Consider the following 17,664-nt stretch of genomic DNA (forward strand, 5'->3'; position numbering starts at 1 on the left):
GGCGATCTGCCAGCTACCTCATCTGCCGGTTACCTCAACTGAGGAGCACGCTTCGCATTCTGGATGCCGACCAGGGAGACGACTCCGCCGACCACCAGCAGGGCCGCCGTCACCAGCGCAGCGCGAGAGAAACCGTCTACCGTGAGGGCATCGCCGATGATGAGTGCCGCAGCTGCGGTCGCGATGAGGCCGGCGACGCGGGAGACGGCATTGTTGGTCGCTGACGCGATGCCCGCCCGCTCCGGGTCGATCGAGCCGAGCACGGCCGCGGTCAGCGGGGCCACCGTCATCACCAGTCCGAGCGAGAACACAACCGTTCCGGGCAGCACCTGGCTGACATAGTCTGCCTGCGCTGTCACCTGCGAGAGCAGCAGGTAACCCACAGCGCCCACGATCGGGCCGGCCGCCATGAACCAGCGCGAACCGTACCGGCCGGCAAGAGTGCCGAACAGTGACGACAGCGAAATGCTGATCACGGTCGACGGCAGAGAGGCCAGGCCGGCCTGGGTGGCGGAGTAACCGGCAACCTGTTGCAGAAAAAGGGTGAGGGCGAATCCGCCGAGCGAGAGCGCCGCGTAGATGAAGGCTGTGGCCACATTCCCCACCCAGAAGTTGCGCACCCGAAACAGGGAGAGAGGGAGCATCGGGTGCTTCACGACAGCCTCATTCCAGAGGAAGAGCCCGAACGAGGCGAGGCCGAGCGCCAGCGCTCCCCAGACGATCGGGTTCGACCAGCCCAATCTGCCGTGTTCGATGAGCGCGAAAACCGGCAACCCGATACCGAGAATACCGAGCATGGCACCGCGATAGTCGATCACCGGCCTCACGGCCCGGGGAGGTTCGAGGTCGATCCCGCGCAGGGCCAGGAGAGTCACCGCGATCGGAATGACGTTGATGGCGAACACCAGCCTCCACGACACCAGGTCGACCAGCACTCCGCCCAACAGAGGGCCAGCGAGAAACGCTGTGCTCGTCCACGCTGTCCAGCGGCCGATCGCCTTTGCCCGTGCCGGCCCATCGAAGTTCGCCACGATGATCGCCAGCGAGCTCGGTACCAGCAACGCCCCGGCGACACCCTGGATGCCCCGGGAGACGATCAGCATCGCGTCCGTCACCGAGACGGCGCAGAGCACAGAGGCAGCGCCGAAACCGACGAGTCCCCAGAAGATCACGCGGCGCCGACCGAAGGCATCGGAGAGCGAACCCGCGAGCAGGATGACGGCGGTCAGTGAGATGAGGTACGCATCGACGACCCACTGCTGGCCGGCAAGGCCTCCCCCGAGTTCCCGTGAGATCGCGGGAAGCGCCACGTTGATGACGGTGCCGTCGAGAAACGCGATGAACGACGACAACACGGCAACGGTCAGAACCCGCCGCTGGTAGCTCGACATCGGGCCCGACGAAGACACTGGTTGCAGGGCAGGCACTGGCTGTGGTGACGTCAAGGGGCGTTCACTGTGCCCGCGGCTCGTGTAGAACAGAAAAGTTGACCGATTGCGCAATGAAGCAGAGTTGACTCGCCTCATGGTGCAGCGAATTCGCTAGCTCAGCCTGCCCGGGGTCTGCCAACGTCACAACGGGGCGGAGCGTTACAGAGGTGAAGTGGCCACCCTGGCCGACCTGCTCCATCACGCCCTCGGCCGAGTCGGTGTAGCCGGTCACCACGACGCCGTGCTGAACCGCGACGTGGAGGTACGAGAGCATGTGGCACTCGGCCAACGCGGCCAGCAGCAGTTCCTCGGGGTTCCAGCGATCGCGGTCGCCGTGGAAGGTCCGGTCGGCAGACGTCGGCAGTTCGATCTTGCCGGAGGCCCTGACAACACCCTTTCTGCTGTAGTCGCGGTACCCGGTGGTTCCCGAACCGCGATTTCCCTGCCATTCGACGTCGACGCGGTAGTGGTGTTCGGTGTTCACCTCCTCAGACTACGTCGGGGGTAATCTTTATTACTATGACCGACATCATTGGCAGTTCCGTGTTCACCGTTTCCCAGGAGCGCAAGATCGTCACGGCGATCCCCGGCCCGAAGTCCGATGCCCTGCATGCCCGGCGTCTGGCCGTCGTGCCCACCGGTGTCTCGTCGGTGCTTCCCGTCTACATCGCCAGGGCCAACGGCGCGATCCTGGTCGACGTCGATGGCAACCAGTTCATCGACATGGGGGCCGGCATCGGCGTCACGACCGTCGGTCACACCGAGGCGGCTGTGGTCGAGGCAGCTTCTGCGCAGCTGCACGACGTCACCCACACCCTCTTCACGGTCACGCCCTACGAAGGGTACGTGCGGGTGGCCGAGCTCCTCGCCGAACACACCCCCGGCGACTTCGCCAAGAAGACGATGCTCGCGAACTCCGGCGCAGAGGCCGTCGAGAACGCCGTGAAGATCGCCCGCAAGCACACCCGCCGGGTCGGCGTCGCCGTTCTCGAACACGCCTACCACGGCCGCACCAACCTCACCATGGCGATGAACTTCAAGGCGGCCCCCTACTCCACCGGATTCGGCCCCTTCGCCGGCGACGTCTATCGCGCACCGAACTCGTACCCCTACCACGACGGCCTCTCGGGCGCCGAGGCAGCGACCCGCACGATCAACTACCTCGAGAAGACCGTGGGGTCGTACGACCTCGCCTGCCTCGTCGTCGAGCCGATCCAGGGCGAGGGCGGCTTCGTCGTGCCAGCGGAGGGCTTCCTGCCTGCCCTCCAGGCCTGGTGCACTGAGAAGGGCATCGTCTTCATCGCCGATGAGATCCAGAGCGGCATGGCACGAACGGGTGCCTACTTCGCCAGCGAGCACTTCGGCCTCGTGCCCGACATGATCACCTCGGCCAAGGGAATCGCAGGGGGTCTCCCCCTCGCAGCCGTCACGGGGCGAGCAGACATCATGGATTCCGCCCTGCCGGGCGGGCTCGGCGGCACCTTTGGCGGCAACCCCGTTGCCACGGCGGCGGCGATCGCCGTCTTTGCAGAGATCGAGCGACTCGGCCTGCTGGCTGAGGCCACGCGGGTCGAGCAGACGCTCTCAGCGGGCCTTCTCGAACTGCAGAAGAAGTACGACGTCATCGGCGAGGTGCGCGGAGTGGGTGCGATGATCGCCATCGAACTCGTGCAGCCCGGAACAGGCCAGACCACCAAAGAACCCAACCCTGCAGCAGTCACGGCCCTCGCGGCCTACGCAGCCCAGCACGGGGTCATCATCCTGACGGCGGGCACCTACGGAAACGTGCTGCGGTTCCTTCCGAGCCTCACCATCAGCGATGCACTGCTCGAAGACGCGCTGGGCGTTCTCGATGCTGGCTTCGCCACGCTGTGACGGCAAGAGAAACATTCGCGACGTCAGAGGCCGTCGAACTCGCGTTCATCGATCGCAGTGGGTTCATCGAATCCCGCCACGGCGGTTCGGCCGTGGTCGTCGGCCCCGGCGGGCAGGTGATCCGAAGCCTCGGCAACCCCGAAGCGCCCATCATTCCCCGGTCGTGCCTCAAGCCCTTCCAGGCCGTTGCGGTCGCCGAGGCGCTTGCCAGCGCGGGCGTCGAGCTGACCCCCCTTCAGACCGTGCTGTCGACGGCGAGCCACGCCGGAACCCCTGAGCACGTTGCGGTCGTGCGGAGCATCCTCGACCGGGCCGGCCTCACACCGGATGCCCTGCAGTGCCCCCACGACTGGCCCGGTGACTCCGGCTCGCGTGACGGCCTCGTACGCGCGGGCTCCAGCCGTGCATCTGTCTACATGAACTGCTCGGGCAAACATGCAGCGATGCTGCTCACCTGCGTAGCGAACGGCTGGCCGACAGAAACCTATCTCGAACTGGGCCATCCCCTGCAGCAACGGATCCGCAGCACGATCGAAAACCTCACCGGAGAGAGTGTTGCAGCCACCGCGGTCGACGGTTGCGGCGCGCCGGTGCATGCGATCAGCCTGGTGGGCCTGGCGCGTGGCATCGGTCGCATCACGTCTTCGACCGACGGTTCAGCGCAGTACCTGACCGATTCGGTTCTCGCCAACGGCTGGGCGATCGACGGCCCGGGGCGCGCAAACACCGTCTGCATCGACGAACTCGGCGTCTTCTCGAAGCTCGGTGCAGAGGGCGTCATGGTCATGGCGGCACCTGACGGAACCACGGTGGCCCTCAAGATGCTCGACGGCAGCCTGCGCGCGGCCTCGCTGGTGGGCCTGACGCTCCTCGTCTCAGCCGGAGCACTGGCCCAGGCTGACGTCGACCGGGTGCTGCCTGCTCTCGACCTGACTGTGTACGGCGGCACCGAGCCGGTCGGCGCCATACAGGTTTCTTCAGCGGTCATCGCCGCCTAGGCAATCGGTTCCGATGCGCCGGGCTTTGCCCAGCTCCTCAACCAGCGACGTGAATCCGACGGTTGAGTGGCTGCGCAGCGGAGCATCGAAGCCAGACTCTTCCTACTGGATCCGCGCGAGCCTCTTTGCGCGGGCCGCTCGTGACACCTGGGCGACGACCACGATCACGATCGCCAGGAGGAAGACCGCGGAGGCGATGACGTTCGCCTCCGCCGGAATTCCTCGCGCCGCAGCGATGTAGATGAACTTCGGGAAGGTGTCGACCGCGCCGGAGTTGAAGTTCGTGATGATGAAGTCGTCGAAGCTCAGCGCGAACGAGAGCAGCGCGGCCGCAGCGATTCCCGGCACGAGCAACGGAAAGGTGATCCGCCAGAACACCGCTGAAGCAGAACCGTAGAGGTCGCGCCCCGCTTCTTCGAGCGACGGGTCGAGGCTTGCCACGCGAGCCTTCACCGTCACCACCACGAAACTGATGCAGAACATCGTGTGCGCGATGATGATGGTCCCGAGGCCCTTGTTCACCCCCAACGACAGGAACTGTGCCGCGAGCCCTGCACCCAGCACCACTTCGGGCGTCGCCATCGGCAGGAAGAGCAGCAGCGAGATCGCCGAGCGCGCCTTGAACCGGTAGCGCACGAGCGCGATCGCGATTGCCGTACCGAGTGCGGTCGCGAGCACCGTGGCGACCACACCGACGAGGATGCTGTTGCCGAAGGCCTCGCAGACCCCCTGTGCATCGCAGACGTGCAGCCACTTGTCGAAGGTGAAACCCTGCCAGGCGATGTTGAGTTTGCCCGAATCGTTGAACGAGAACACGAAGGTGTAGGCGATAGGAATGAGCAGGAAGATCAGCGCGAGAATCGTGTAGATCGGAAGCCCGAGACCCTTGAACCTGATCTTCACCCGGCGGCCGCCCGCGCGGGGAGGCGCGGCCATCGGAGCTTCGAGATCAGCGGCGATGGCCCCTGGCCCGGCTGTGGAGAGTGCACTCATATCAGGTCCTCCGTTCCTGCTCGTCGAACATAGATGCCCACGATGATCAGAATCACGGCCATCAGGATGATCGAGAGTGCGGCCGCTATCGGATAGTTCTGCAGCACAAGGAAGTTCGCCTCGATCGCATTACCGACCATCGACGTCTGCGAACTTCCCAGAAAGTCCCCGCTGGCGTTGATGTAGTCACCGGCCGCAGGGATGAAGGTCAACAGTGTGCCCGACACGATGCCGGGCATCGAGAGCGGAATGGTCACCTTGCGGAAGGTCGTCCACGGTGAGGCATACAGGTCGCTCCCCGCCTCGATGTACCGAACGTCGAGACGCTCGAGCGTCGCATACAGCGGCAGCGTCATGAACGGAATGAAGTTGTACGTCAGGCCGAAGATCACCGCGAACGGCGTGCCGGTGATATGCCCGTCGGCCGGAAAGATCGAGAGCGCCTTGAGCGCGACCACGATGGGCCCCTCGTCACTCATGATCTGCTTCCACGCAAGCGTGCGCAGCAGAAAGCTGATGAAGAACGGTGCGATCACCAGGGTCAGCAGCAGGCTCTGGAAGAGTGGCCAGCGCCTGGCCTTCACCCCGATGAAATACGCCATCGGGTAGCTGATGACCAGCGCGAGCACGGTGGCGATCACCGCGTACCCGAAAGCCCGCAGAATCAGCGGCAGGTACTGCCCGACCGCATCGGTGTAGTTCTGCCATTGGAAGCCGGCGCTGTACTGCCCGATGTCGCCGTCGATCACCGGCTGCTGAAAAGAGGTGAAGATCAGCGAGATCAGCGGGGTGATGAAGAACAGCATCAGGTACAGGATGCCCGGCAGCAGAAGAATCAGGGCGATCCAGCTGCGCTTGCGAACAGCGGGTTCAGCCGCCGCCGTCGAACTCGCGAACGCGGTGAAGGCCATCTCAGGCCTGCTCGAGCTCGGATTCGGCGGCGCGTGCATCCACACGGGCGCGCGTGGCTATCGTCGCCGTGTCGGCCGCCTCGTCTGAAACTGCGGAGTCGGGCAGCGGCGCATCTTCCAGCCCGAAGCTGTGCTCGATGCTCCAGCTGACCCAGACCTCGGCTCCCACGTGCACGACGGGCCCGAAGATCATGTTCTGTGCGAACACGACGATGTCGCCGACACCGGGAACCGCGACGATGTACTGCGTACTCACACCGCTGAACGACACATCGATCACCCGGCCGGGGCCTACGACGTTGCGTGATCCGTCGATTACCGGAGCCTCGGTGAGAAGCAGCACCTTCTCTGGCCGCACCCCCACGGTGATCACTCCGCTGTTGCGCTGGGCACGGGCACGAGGGATGACCAGGGTTTTGCCTGCGATCGACATTGTCAGGGCATCCGGAGTCGTTGAAACGACGGGCCCCGTGAACAGGTTCGACTGGCCGAGGAAGTTCGCGACGAACGCGGTTCTGGGCAGTTCGTACAGTTCTTCCGGCGCGCCCATCTGCTCGATCGCGCCCTTGTTCATGACCGCGATGGTGTCGGCCATGGTCATGGCCTCCTCCTGGTCGTGGGTGACGTGCAGGAAGGTCAGGCCGACCTCGGTCTGGATGTTTTTCAGTTCGAGTTGCATCTGGCGACGGAGCTTCAGGTCGAGAGCTCCGAGGGGTTCGTCGAGCAGCAGGAGCGCTGGGCGGTTGACGATTGCGCGTGCCAGAGCGACACGCTGCTGCTGCCCTCCGGAGAGCTGGCCGGGCCGGCGCGACGCGAGGTGGTCGAGTTCCACCAGCCGAAGAGCCTCGTGCGCCTTGTCGAGAGGCTTGGCGATGCTGCGTCGACGGAGACCGAAGGCGACGTTCTCGAGAACAGTCATGTGGGGGAAGAGTGCGTAGGACTGGAACACGGTGTTCACCGGTCGCTGGAACGACTTCGTCGCTGTGACGTCCTTGCCTCCGATGAGGATGCGTCCTGCCGTCGGCTCCTCGAGGCCGGCGACAAGGCGCAGCGTGGTGGTCTTACCGCAGCCCGACGGCCCAAGGAGGGCGAAGAACGAGCCCGCGGGAATGAAGAGGTCGAGTGACTCGATGGCGGTGAAGCCGGGGAAGTGCTTGTTGATTCCGACGAGTTCGAGGTCGGCGCCCTTCTCGGCGAATGTCCCGGCGGCCATCAACTGCCCAGCAGCACTTTTTGGAACGAAGCGCCGAAGTCGCTCTCCTCCTGGGCGCTGAGCGTGCGGAACACGTGGACCTGCTTGAGGTAGTCGGCGTCGGGGAAGATCAGCGGGTTGGAGGCCAAGGTGGGGTCGATGGCATCCATCGCCTCCTTGGCTCCGTTGACCGGCGTCACGTAGTTCACCCACGCTGCGAGTTCTGCGGCAACGGCCGGCTCGTAGTAGTAGTCCATGATGGCTTCGGCGTTGGCCTTGTGACGAGAGCCCATCGGCACGACGAAGGTGTCGTTCCAGAGCGTGCCACCGGAGTCGGGGATGGCGAACTGCCACTTGTCACCGGCCGTTGCGTTCAGCGAGGTGATGTCACCCGACCAGCAGATCGCCGCGAAGGTGTCTTCGTTCTGCAGGTCGTTGAGGTACTGGTTGCCCTTGATGTTGCGGATCTGGCCGTCGCTGACCTCCTTGGTGAAGACATCCATCGCCTTGTTGAACTGGTCGGCGGACCAGTTCCCGGTGATGTCGGTTCCCTGGGAGAGCATGATGAGACCGATCGTGTCGCGCATCTCGGAGAGAACGCCCACGCGGCCCTTGAGCTCCGTGGCCCAGAGGTCGTCGATACTCTTGATGCCGTTCGGCACCTTCTCCTTGTTCCAGCAGATTCCGGCGTAGCCGCCCTGCCAGGGCAGGGACTTCTGGCGGCCCTTGTCGAAGTCGGGGTTGGCGAAGGATTCGCTCAGGTTCGAGATGTTCGGGATCTTGGCGTGGTCGAGGTCCTGGATGTAACCGAGGCGTACGAGCCTCGCGACCATCCAGTCGGTGAGACACACCGTGTCGGTGCCGATGTCCTGCCCGAGTGCGAGCTGGTCCTTCACCTTGGCGTAGTAGGTGTTGTTGTCATCGACGGCGACGTTGTACGTGACGTTGATGCCGGACTTCTGCTGGAAACCCACCAGGGTCGGGTGGTTGCCTTCGGCGTCTTCGTCCATGTAGGCAGGCCAGTTGTCCCAGATCAGGGTCTTCTCTGTGGCAGAGACATCGGTGGCCGGCGTGAGCGCCGCCTTGGTGGCTGTGGTCGGTGCGCAGGCAGCGAGGCCCAGGGCTCCGGCCCCCAACCCGACGGCCCCGAGGAAGCCGCGGCGGCTCATCGAGAGTCGCTTGGCGTTCTGCATTGCCTGTGATTGCTTGATGGCTTCGATGATCATCGGGTCGCGCGGTGGCGTCAGTGGCATGAGTGGTGCACTCCAAGGTCTCGCGAAAAAGGTGTTTTGATACTGACACACCGACTCAGCGAATCACAGCAAAAGCCACGAAAAGAACGATCTTGAAACACAATCTTTACGAAATCAGCATCGATTTCTGCAGATGACCGATGATTTCGTCACTGGGCATTGCCATCAGCGGCAGTGTCACGCAGCAGTGTCAATCGGCCGCGACGTCGATGACAAGCACAGTCACATTGTCCCGACCCCCGTTGGTCAGCGCGGCGACGACGAGATTGTTCGCGGCCTCTGCTGCGCTGCCGGCACGGCCGAGGTAGTGAGCGATGCCGTGATCGGTGAGTTCTTTCGTCAGGCCATCACTGCAGACCAGGAGTCGCTGGCCGGGCGTGACCTCGAGCAGCGTGTAGTCGGGCGCAGGCTTCTCATGGAATCCCACCGCCCTGGTGATGATGTTGCTGTCGGGGTGCGTCTCGGCCTGCTCAGCAGTGATCAGACCGGCGTCGACGAGCTCCTGCACCACGGAATGATCGACTGTCAGTCTCGCGAGTGAGCCATCCAACATCTGGTAGACCCGCGAGTCACCGATATTGAAGACGGCCCAGACCGGCTCATCCTCGACCAGGGTGAGAGCGACGCCGGTCACTGTCGTTCCGGTACCGAGCGCATTCGCGTCCCCGACCACATCGATGTCGGCCAGTGCCAGCGACAGCGCTTCGTCGATGATGTCGCCCGTCGTGAACGACAACCCGTGCACAGCTCCGAGACGATTCACCACTGCCGCGCTGGCGACATCGCCTGCCGCATGACCACCCATGCCGTCTGCCACCGCGAAGATCGGAGGGTTTGCGACCACGCTGTCTTCGTTCACAGCGCGCTTCTTGCCGACATCGCTGAGAGCCGCCCACGAGAGGGTGAATGGTTCTGCCTCAGGCTTTGGCCCGACAACCCGGAGGGTTGCGGTCTGCTCACCGATTTGGGTCACGCGTGTTCTCTTTCCCATACGCTGCCATTCGGGCGGGCAACTGCACGTGACAACTTTAGACGAGACTCCGGCACGCTGACATTTTCGGCGGATTTCGTAGGTCAATCAGCAAAACAGCTACGGATTCACTTGCTGAGCCCCTACGTCACTGACAGAATCGAGGCATGAACACCAGGCCTCGTTCGACCCATCTCGATGACACGTCAAAAGCGATCATCGAACAGCTCCAGGTCGACGGTCGACGCTCGTACGCTGAAATCGGCAAAGCCGTCGGTCTCAGCGAGGCGGCCGTGCGGCAACGGGTGCAGAAGCTGACCGAGAGCGGCGTGATGCAGATCGTTGCCGTGACCGATCCCCTCCAGCTCGGTTTCTACCGCCAGGCCATGGTCGGTCTGAGGGTCACCGGTGACACCCGAGTGATCGCAGATGCCCTGGCCGCCCTCCCGGCCGTCGACTATGTGGTTCTGACGGCCGGCACCTTCGACATCATGGTCGAAGTCGTCTGCGAGAACGACGACGACCTGATCTCGCTGCTGAATTCCGATATCCGCACGCTCGATGGCGTGCTCTCCACCGAAACATTTGTCTACCTGAAGCTGCACAAACAGCTCTACAACTGGGGAACGAGATAACTCATGACCATCACCCATCCCACCAGCGGCCTGTCGACCAAGTTCGACGAAGCCGACCTCCAGCAGAAGGCCAAAGATCACCTCTGGATGCATTTCGCACGCCAGTCGGTGATGGAAGACGGCCACGGCGTTCCGATCATCGTCAAGGGTGACGGTCATCACATCTGGGACAGCAAGGGCAAGAAGTACTTCGACGGGCTGAGCGGGCTCTTCGTGGTGAACGCCGGCCACGGTCGCCAGCGGCTCGCCGAGGTCGCCGCCAAGCAGGCCGCTGAGCTCGCGTTCTTCCCCCTGTGGTCGTACGCGCATCCTTCGGCGATCGAACTCGCCGACCGACTCGCCGACTACGCTCCCGGAGACCTGAACCGCGTCTTCTTCTCCACCGGCGGCGGCGAGGCCGTCGAGACCGCGTTCAAACTGGCGAAGTACTACTGGAAGCTGCAGGGCCGGCCCACCAAGCACAAGGTCATATCCCGGGCTGTGGCCTATCACGGCACCCCGCAGGGCGCCCTGGCCATCACCGGGATCCCGGCGATGAAGGAGATGTTCGAACCGGTCACCCCGGGCGGTTTCCGGGTGCCGAACACCAACTTCTACCGCGCTCCGGAGCACGGTGACCACCTCGAGCAGTTCGGGCTCTGGGCCGCCAACCGCATCGAAGAGATGATCGAGTTCGAAGGGCCCGAAACAGTTGCGGCCGTCTTCCTCGAGCCGGTTCAGAACTCCGGCGGGTGCTTCCCTCCTCCCCCCGGCTACTTCCAGCGGGTCAGGGAGATCTGCGACAAGTACGACGTTCTCCTGGTGAGCGACGAGGTCATCTGCGCGTTCGGCCGCCTCGGCCACATGTTCGCCTGCGACGAGTACAACTATGTGCCCGACATGATCACGTGCGCCAAGGGTATGACAAGCGGCTACTCCCCCATCGGCGCCACGATTGTGAGCGACAAGGTGTACGAGCCGTTCAAGCACGGCAACACCTCGTTCTACCACGGGTACACGTTCGGCGGGCATCCGGTGTCTGCAGCCGTTGCGCTCGAAAACCTCGACATCTTCGAGGAGGAGAAGCTGAACGAGAACGTGCGCGAGAACTCGCCGGCGTTCAGACGCACCCTCGAGAAGCTGCATGACCTGCCGATCGTCGGCGACGTGCGCGGGGACGGCTACTTCTTCGGCATCGAGCTCGTCAAAGACAAGAAGACCAAGGAGACGTTCGACGACGACGAGTCGGAACGCCTGCTGCGCGGTTTCCTCTCGAAAGCACTCTTCGATGCGGGCCTCTACTGCCGCGCAGACGACCGGGGCGATCCCGTCATCCAGCTCGCGCCGCCTCTCACGATCGGCCAGCGTGAGTTCGACGAGATCGAGGGCATCCTGCGTTCGGTTCTGACCGAGGCCTGGGCGCAGCTCTAGCCGCGCTGTGAGTTGGAGTCGTAAAGGGCTGGCTGCCGGATGATCGCGAACAACTACTGGGCCGAATCAGGTGCGTCAGCCGACGGCGAGGCCGGGCGACTGCGGCCACCGCCCGTGTCAGACCTCGATGTCGACGTGTGTATCGTGGGCGGCGGCCTGACAGGGCTCTGGACGGCGTACTACCTCGCCAAAGCAGACCCGAGCCTGTCGATCGCGATCCTCGAGAAGGAGACGGTCGGCTTCGGAGCTTCCGGCCGCAATGGCGGGTGGTGTTCTGCGCTCTTCCCCCGCTCCGCCGCCTCACTCGAACGCGCCTACGGGTTCGATCGGGCCGTCGCGATGCGCCGGGCGATGGTCGACACCGTCACCGAGGTCGGTCGGGTCTCTGCGGCAGAGGGCATCGACTGCGACTTCGCACGGGGTGGCACGATCACCTACGCGATGAACGAGTTGCAGGTCGAATCGGCCAGGGCCGACGTCGACGAGGCGAAACACTTCGGTGTCGACGAATTGGAGTACTGGGACTTCGACCCGGCGCATGCGCACTACGCCGGTCGCGGGCATCCGGTTGGCGCGAGAGCTGCCGCCTTCGACCCGGCCTGCGCCCGACTTCACCCCGCGAAGCTCGTTCACGGCCTCGCCCGGGTCGTCGAATCCCTCGGAGTGCGCATCTACGAGCACACCGAAGTCACGTCGTGGCTGCCGAACTTCGTAAACTTCCGCGGCCACCAGGTGTCGCCCGGTTTCGAGGCGATCGCCGCGCCGGGAGTCGCTGCCACCAACCAGATCGTCATCGCGACAGAAGCCTACGGCTCCCAGCTGCCGGGTGTCGGGCGAAGGATCCTGCCGCTGTACTCGCTGATGATCGCGACAGAACCTCTCTCTGATGACTTCTGGGACTCGGTGGGGCTCGAACACGGCAACACGTTCAGCGACTACCGCCACCTGCTCATCTACGGCCAGCGCACGGCAGACAACCGCTTCGCGTTCGGCGGCAGGGGCGCGCGCTACCACTGGGGTTCGAGCATCCACCCCTCGTACGACCAGGTCGAGCGGGTCTTCTCGCACCTCAGCGACACACTCACCGAACTGTTCCCCGATGCGGCAGCCGCGGAAGTCACCCACCGCTGGGGTGGCCCGATCGGCGTGCCCCGGGATTGGCATGCCTCGGCCGGCCACAACCCGAAGACCGGCGTCTCGTTCGCCGGCGGTTATGTGGGCGACGGGCTCAGTACGACGAATCTCGCGGGCCGCACCCTCAGCGACCTGATCACGGGTCGACACACTGAATTGACACGCCTGCCGTGGGTGAATCATCTGTCACCGCGCTGGGAACCAGAACCGCTGCGGTTCATCGGGGCGAACCTCGGCCTCACGTCGGCGTCAGTTGCCGACCACGAAGAGCGGATGACCGGCAGATCGTCACTCACAGCCAGGCTCCTGGGCCCGCTGACCGGCCACTGAGCCCCTCGCGCCCAACTCAGTTCTCAGGGCTGGAGCCTCGTGATGCTCCAGCCTTCAGCGAGGCGATTGTAGACGAAGCGATCGTGAACGCGCGAGCTGCGTCCCTTCCAGAATTCGATACGGATGGGGCTGAGCAGAAAGCCACCCCAGTTCGCGGGCCTCGGCACGGCCGTTCCTTCCGGGTACGCCAGAGCCAGCTCTTCGATGCGCTGCTCGAGCAGCTCCCGGCTTTCGATCGGCTGGGACTGCTGGCTGGCAGCGGAAGCGATCTGCGAATCCCGTGGCCTGGATGCGAAGTATGCGTCGCTGCTCTCTGCATCGAGCCGGGTGACCGAACCCGTGACGATGACCTGCCGTTGCTGCCCGTACCAGGGGAAGACGGCAGTGGCAACCGGATGCCCGGCCAACGCCCGGCCCTTCCGGGAACCGTAGTTCGTGAAGAACTCGAATCCCTCCGCCCTGACTCGACGCAGCAACACCGTGCGGCTGCTGGGTGAACCGTCATCGTCGATCGTGCCGAGCACCATAGCGTTCGGCTCAGCGAAGCCTGCTGCCTCCGCCTCACTCAGCCACCGGGCGAACTGGGCGATCGGATCGGGGTCGAGGTCGCTGGCCGACAGCGGAATGCTGCCGTAATCGGTGTGGGTCGAGAGGGAATCCATGAGAGTCATCACGCTACTCTCCCCAGACACTCCTCCCTCACATTCGGCGTCTGGCAACGAAGCTGAACAATGTCCGATGGTGGCCAGTCCAGGCCGCTCGCACCCAGCTACAGTCGAAACATGACAGCCAGCACACTCACTATTCCCGACTACCTTCTGCGAGTCGACAGCCCCATCGGCCGCCTCGAACTCACCGCCGACGACGATGCCGTGCTCTCCCTCAGCATCGAAGGCGGCGGCACCCTGCCGCACGACGCGTTGCCAGAGAAGCCGAACGCCGTTCTCACCGAGGCTGCGCGCCAATTGACGGAGTACTTCGACGGCAAGCGCAAAGAGTTCGACGTGCCCGTCAAGCTTGTTGGAACACCGTTTCAGATGTCCATCTGGCAGTCACTCGCTACCCTCGGTCACGGAGAGTTCATCTCCTACGGCGAGCTCGGCGTTCTCGCTGGTCGACCAGGTTCGGGCCGCGCTGTCGGCGGTGCTGTCGGGGCGAACCCCATCCCCATCATCGTCGGGTGCCACCGGGTCCTGGCATCGAACCAGAAGATCACCGGGTACAGCGGCGGCAACGGCATCCCCACCAAGGTCTGGCTCCTCGACCACGAGAGTATCGGGCATCTGTGAGCAGAGTCCACGAGCGCACACCGCGGTCGATAGTGGACTACACCGATGAGTGAGACTCCGATCTCCCTGGTGGGTACAGACGGTATCGAGCGATGCGCGTGGGCCGGCAATGACATGGAGTACCAGCGCTACCATGACCGTGAGTGGGGAAGACCTCTCCACTCCGACCGGGCACTCTTTGAGAAGATCAGCCTGGAGGGGTTCCAGGCCGGCCTGTCGTGGATCACCATTCTTCGACGCAGAGCCGCCTTCCGCAGAGCTTTCGACGACTTCGAGATTGACCGAGTGGCGGCTTTCACCGAGGCCGACGTCGAGCGTTTGGTGAACGATTCCTCGATCATCCGTCATCGCGGCAAGATCCGCGCTGTCGTCAACAACGCGAGAGTGACGGCAGCCCTGATCGCCGAATCCGGCACGGGAGCGCTCGATCGCCTGGTCTGGAGTTTCACCCCGGTTGTTTCACGTGCACGACCCAGAACCGCTGCCGACTTCGTGGCAACCACCCCCGAATCGATAGCCCTCAGCGCGGAGCTGCGCTCGCGTGGCTTCAGCTTCGTCGGACCGACAACGATGTACGCGCTGATGCAGTCGGCGGGGCTCGTCGACGATCACGTCGAAGGGTGCTTTCTCGCCCGGTAGTGCCTCGACCCCACTGAGACAACCAGGCGACAGCGAATGCCGCGGTTCAGACGGTCAACGCGATTTCTGAATCCCCGAACCGACGAAGATCGAACCCGGTGGCCTGAGCCCACTCGATGATCTCGTCCACAGAAGCGAAGTCGACTCCCGATTCGATGATCGCTCTCGTGAGTTCGCCCTTGGCCTTCTTGTTGAAATGGTTCAGTGCACGTTTCTGGCCGCTGTCGTCGACGGTGAATACCCTCAGGAAGAACGAGTTCGGCCGGGAATCGACTGGCCCGAAATCGACGTAACCCTCCGAACGCAAATCGAGAAGCAGCCCAGGAGCCTGAGAGAGAACGGCAGACGTCGGCTTGGCCCAGTGATTCTTGAGAGTGACGGCCTTCGGCAGCTCTCTCAGTCGGGAGTCGTGCGAGAGACGGTACGCCGGGATCAGGTCACCCGAGCTGATCGGCCCGAACAGTGCCGAGTGGATGAAGACGTGCTCGAAGGCAAACGCCCGCTGGGCTTTCGAAAGAGTGGACGCGCCCAGTCCGTCGAAGACGACGCCGGTGTAACGGTCGAGCGCGGGCATGGTTGGCGCCAGCGCAAGGCGTCGATTCCGCAGAACCTCGTCGTGCTGGGTTCGCCCGAGCTTCAAGGCCGCAATGGTCGCCTCAGAGTCACGGGCGAGCGATCGGACGGCACGAACGACTTCGGCCCGACGTGGCCTCAGACGCCCGAAGGCGAGTGAGGTCAGGTCGAGCCGAATGTCGGTGCCGCCATCACGCTTCGTCTCCGAAGGGGGCAGCAGAATGATCAAATTCCTACGAAACCAACTCTGCCGCTCGGGCGACGATCGTCACGCGGTTGTTCTCCACAGAGAGGAAGCCCTCGTCTGCCTTCGCAACAATCCTCTTGCCATCGGCGAGCGTCACGCGGACTTCGCCCTCGGCCAGAATGGCCAGCAGCGGCTCGTGCCCGCGCAGAATGCCGATCTCGCCCTCGGTGGTCTTTGCGATCACCTGCGTCGCACCGCCCGACCACACTTCGTGGTCGGCGGCGACAACACTCACCTGAAGGGGAGCAGAGGAGTCTGAGACGTCAGCCACGACTAGTTGTCTTCCTTCTGGATCTGAGCCCACTTCTCTTCGACGTCGTTGATACCACCGACGTTGAAGAAGGCCTGCTCAGCGACGTGGTCGAAGTCACCGTTGGCGATGGCCGAGAACGACTCGATCGTGTCTTTCAACGGAACCGTGGAGCCCTCGACACCGGTGAACTTCTTCGCCATGTAGGTGTTCTGAGACAGGAACTGCTGGATGCGGCGTGCACGCGAAACGGTGATCTTGTCTTCTTCAGAAAGCTCGTCAACACCGAGGATCGCGATGATCTCCTGGAGTTCCTTGTTCTTCTGCAGGATCGCCTTGATACGAACGGCCGTGTTGTAGTGATCGGCACCCAGGTAGCGGGGGTCGAGAATACGGCTGGTCGATGTCAGCGGGTCGACGGCCGGGTACAGGCCGCGAGAGGCGATCTCGCGAGACAGCTCGGTCGTCGCGTCAAGGTGCGCGAAGGTCGTCGCCGGTGCCGGGTCGGTGTAGTCGTCAGCAGGAACGTAGATGGCCTGGAGCGAGGTGATCGAGTGGCCACGCGTCGAGGTGATGCGCTCCTGGAGCACACCCATCTCGTCGGCGAGGTTCGGCTGGTATCCCACGGCAGAAGGCATACGGCCGAGAAGAGTCGACACCTCTGAGCCCGCCTGGGTGAAGCGGAAGATGTTGTCGATGAACAGAAGAACGTCCTGCTTCTGAACGTCACGGAAGTACTCCGCCATCGTCAGTGCCGACAGCGCGACGCGCAGACGCGTTCCCGGCGGTTCGTCCATCTGGCCGAAGACGAGTGCGGTCTTGTCGAAGACGCCCGCCTCTTCCATCTCCATGATGAGGTCATTGCCTTCACGCGTGCGCTCACCGACACCGGCGAACACCGACACACCACCGTGATCCTGCGCAACACGCTGGATCATCTCCTGGATGAGCACGGTCTTGCCGACACCGGCACCACCGAACAGTCCGATCTTTCCACCCTGTACATACGGGGTGAGGAGGTCGATGACCTTGATACCGGTTTCGAACAGAGTCGTCTTCGACTCCAGCTGGTCGAATGCCGGGGGCTTGCGGTGGATGGGCCAGCGCTCGGTGATCTCGATCTTCTCACCGTTGATCGTGCCATCGGCGTCGGCGTTCAGCACCTCACCGATGACGTTGAAGACCTTGCCCTTGGTGACGTCACCCACGGGAACCGAGATCGGTGCACCAGTGTCGGTCACCTCCTGGCCGCGAACCAGGCCGTCCGTCGGGTTCAGCGCGATCGCCCGAACGAGGTCATCACCAAGGTGCTGTGCAACCTCGAGCGTGATGACGTGTGTCTCGCCTTCGATCGTGATCGTCGACTTCAGCGCGTGGTAGATACCGGGAATCGCATCGTGCGGAAACTCGATGTCAACGACCGGGCCTGTGACCCTGGCAATGCGGCCGATGCCGCCGGCCGTCACGTCGGCGGCAGCTGGAGAGGTCTCTGTTGCTGTCGGTGTCATAACTTCTTCCTTTTCTTAAAGGTTCTG

General features: G+C 63.6%; 18 protein-coding genes. 7 read left to right on the plus strand and 11 right to left on the minus strand.

Features of this window, described 5'->3' with window-relative positions; all coding sequences use genetic code 11:
- Nucleotides 1-29: 29 nt before the first annotated feature.
- Nucleotides 30-1,391, minus strand: coding sequence for an MFS transporter (locus KPL76_RS12610; protein WP_216333847.1), 1,362 nt, complete (start codon nucleotides 1,389-1,391; stop codon nucleotides 30-32).
- Between the two features lie 61 nt (nucleotides 1,392-1,452).
- Entirely contained in the window at nucleotides 1,453-1,914 is a 462-nt protein-coding gene (locus KPL76_RS12615) for an OsmC family protein (RefSeq protein WP_216333848.1), read from the minus strand.
- A gap of 35 nt (nucleotides 1,915-1,949) precedes the next feature.
- Here KPL76_RS12615 and gabT point away from each other — a divergent pair, with 35 nt between their 5' ends.
- Nucleotides 1,950-3,305, plus strand: coding sequence for a 4-aminobutyrate--2-oxoglutarate transaminase (gabT, locus tag KPL76_RS12620; RefSeq protein ID WP_216333849.1), 1,356 nt, complete (start codon nucleotides 1,950-1,952; stop codon nucleotides 3,303-3,305).
- On the plus strand, nucleotides 3,302-4,303 hold the full coding sequence (locus KPL76_RS12625; protein ID WP_216333850.1) for an asparaginase: 1,002 nt from the start codon (nucleotides 3,302-3,304) through the stop codon (nucleotides 4,301-4,303). The genes gabT and KPL76_RS12625 overlap by 4 nt, the downstream gene beginning before the upstream one ends.
- A gap of 102 nt (nucleotides 4,304-4,405) precedes the next feature.
- Here the strand turns inward: KPL76_RS12625 and KPL76_RS12630 are convergent, their stop codons facing one another.
- The 5 genes from KPL76_RS12630 to KPL76_RS12650 form a co-directional block, all read right to left on the minus strand.
- Nucleotides 4,406-5,239: an ABC transporter permease gene (locus KPL76_RS12630; RefSeq protein ID WP_216336468.1), complete on the minus strand. Its 834-nt coding sequence runs from the start codon at nucleotides 5,237-5,239 to the stop codon at nucleotides 4,406-4,408.
- A 53-nt stretch (nucleotides 5,240-5,292) separates the two neighbouring features.
- Nucleotides 5,293-6,207 carry an ABC transporter permease gene (locus KPL76_RS12635; protein ID WP_216333851.1) on the minus strand — a complete coding sequence of 305 codons (915 nt, stop codon included), beginning with the start codon at nucleotides 6,205-6,207 and terminating at the stop codon, nucleotides 5,293-5,295.
- Between the two features lies 1 nt (nucleotide 6,208).
- A complete protein-coding gene (locus tag KPL76_RS12640) occupies nucleotides 6,209-7,420 on the minus strand; it encodes an ABC transporter ATP-binding protein (RefSeq protein WP_216333852.1) in 1,212 nt (403 codons plus the stop codon).
- Nucleotides 7,420-8,652 carry a PotD/PotF family extracellular solute-binding protein gene (locus tag KPL76_RS12645; RefSeq protein ID WP_216333853.1) on the minus strand — a complete coding sequence of 411 codons (1,233 nt, stop codon included), beginning with the start codon at nucleotides 8,650-8,652 and terminating at the stop codon, nucleotides 7,420-7,422. Before KPL76_RS12645 ends, KPL76_RS12640 begins: the two co-directional genes overlap by 1 nt.
- Nucleotides 8,653-8,842: 190 nt before the next feature.
- On the minus strand, nucleotides 8,843-9,625 hold the full coding sequence (locus tag KPL76_RS12650) for a PP2C family serine/threonine-protein phosphatase (RefSeq protein WP_371733903.1): 783 nt from the start codon (nucleotides 9,623-9,625) through the stop codon (nucleotides 8,843-8,845).
- 164 nt (nucleotides 9,626-9,789) lie between these two features.
- Here KPL76_RS12650 and KPL76_RS12655 point away from each other — a divergent pair, with 164 nt between their 5' ends.
- From KPL76_RS12655 to KPL76_RS12665, 3 genes are read left to right on the plus strand one after another with little or no spacing between them, the layout of a single operon-like run.
- Nucleotides 9,790-10,257: an Lrp/AsnC family transcriptional regulator gene (locus KPL76_RS12655; RefSeq protein ID WP_216333855.1), complete on the plus strand. Its 468-nt coding sequence runs from the start codon at nucleotides 9,790-9,792 to the stop codon at nucleotides 10,255-10,257.
- 3 nt (nucleotides 10,258-10,260) lie between these two features.
- Nucleotides 10,261-11,667, plus strand: coding sequence for an aspartate aminotransferase family protein (locus tag KPL76_RS12660; RefSeq protein ID WP_216333856.1), 1,407 nt, complete (start codon nucleotides 10,261-10,263; stop codon nucleotides 11,665-11,667).
- Between the two features lie 39 nt (nucleotides 11,668-11,706).
- Nucleotides 11,707-13,131, plus strand: coding sequence for an FAD-binding oxidoreductase (locus KPL76_RS12665; protein WP_216333857.1), 1,425 nt, complete (start codon nucleotides 11,707-11,709; stop codon nucleotides 13,129-13,131).
- 23 nt (nucleotides 13,132-13,154) lie between these two features.
- Here the strand turns inward: KPL76_RS12665 and pdxH are convergent, their stop codons facing one another.
- A complete protein-coding gene (pdxH, locus tag KPL76_RS12670; RefSeq protein WP_216333858.1) occupies nucleotides 13,155-13,802 on the minus strand; it encodes a pyridoxamine 5'-phosphate oxidase in 648 nt (215 codons plus the stop codon).
- Between the two features lie 111 nt (nucleotides 13,803-13,913).
- Here pdxH and KPL76_RS12675 point away from each other — a divergent pair, with 111 nt between their 5' ends.
- Entirely contained in the window at nucleotides 13,914-14,420 is a 507-nt protein-coding gene (locus KPL76_RS12675) for a methylated-DNA--[protein]-cysteine S-methyltransferase (protein ID WP_216333859.1), read from the plus strand.
- A 45-nt stretch (nucleotides 14,421-14,465) separates the two neighbouring features.
- Nucleotides 14,466-15,059 (plus strand): DNA-3-methyladenine glycosylase I, encoded by a 594-nt coding sequence (locus tag KPL76_RS12680; protein ID WP_216333860.1) that lies wholly within the window; start codon nucleotides 14,466-14,468, stop codon nucleotides 15,057-15,059.
- A gap of 46 nt (nucleotides 15,060-15,105) precedes the next feature.
- Here KPL76_RS12680 and KPL76_RS12685 read toward each other — a convergent pair whose 3' ends face one another.
- The 3 genes from KPL76_RS12685 to atpD are packed head-to-tail and all read right to left on the minus strand — an operon-like array spanning nucleotide 15,106 to nucleotide 17,637.
- A complete protein-coding gene (locus KPL76_RS12685) occupies nucleotides 15,106-15,861 on the minus strand; it encodes a YaaA family protein (protein ID WP_216333861.1) in 756 nt (251 codons plus the stop codon).
- A gap of 4 nt (nucleotides 15,862-15,865) precedes the next feature.
- Nucleotides 15,866-16,150, minus strand: a complete 285-nt coding sequence (locus KPL76_RS12690) for a F0F1 ATP synthase subunit epsilon (RefSeq protein ID WP_216333862.1) — start codon at nucleotides 16,148-16,150, stop codon at nucleotides 15,866-15,868.
- A gap of 2 nt (nucleotides 16,151-16,152) precedes the next feature.
- Nucleotides 16,153-17,637, minus strand: a complete 1,485-nt coding sequence (gene atpD, locus KPL76_RS12695) for a F0F1 ATP synthase subunit beta (protein ID WP_216333863.1) — start codon at nucleotides 17,635-17,637, stop codon at nucleotides 16,153-16,155.
- Nucleotides 17,638-17,664: the final 27 nt, after the last annotated feature.

This window comes from Subtercola sp. PAMC28395 (assembly GCF_018889995.1).
GTDB lineage: Bacteria > Actinomycetota > Actinomycetes > Actinomycetales > Microbacteriaceae > Subtercola.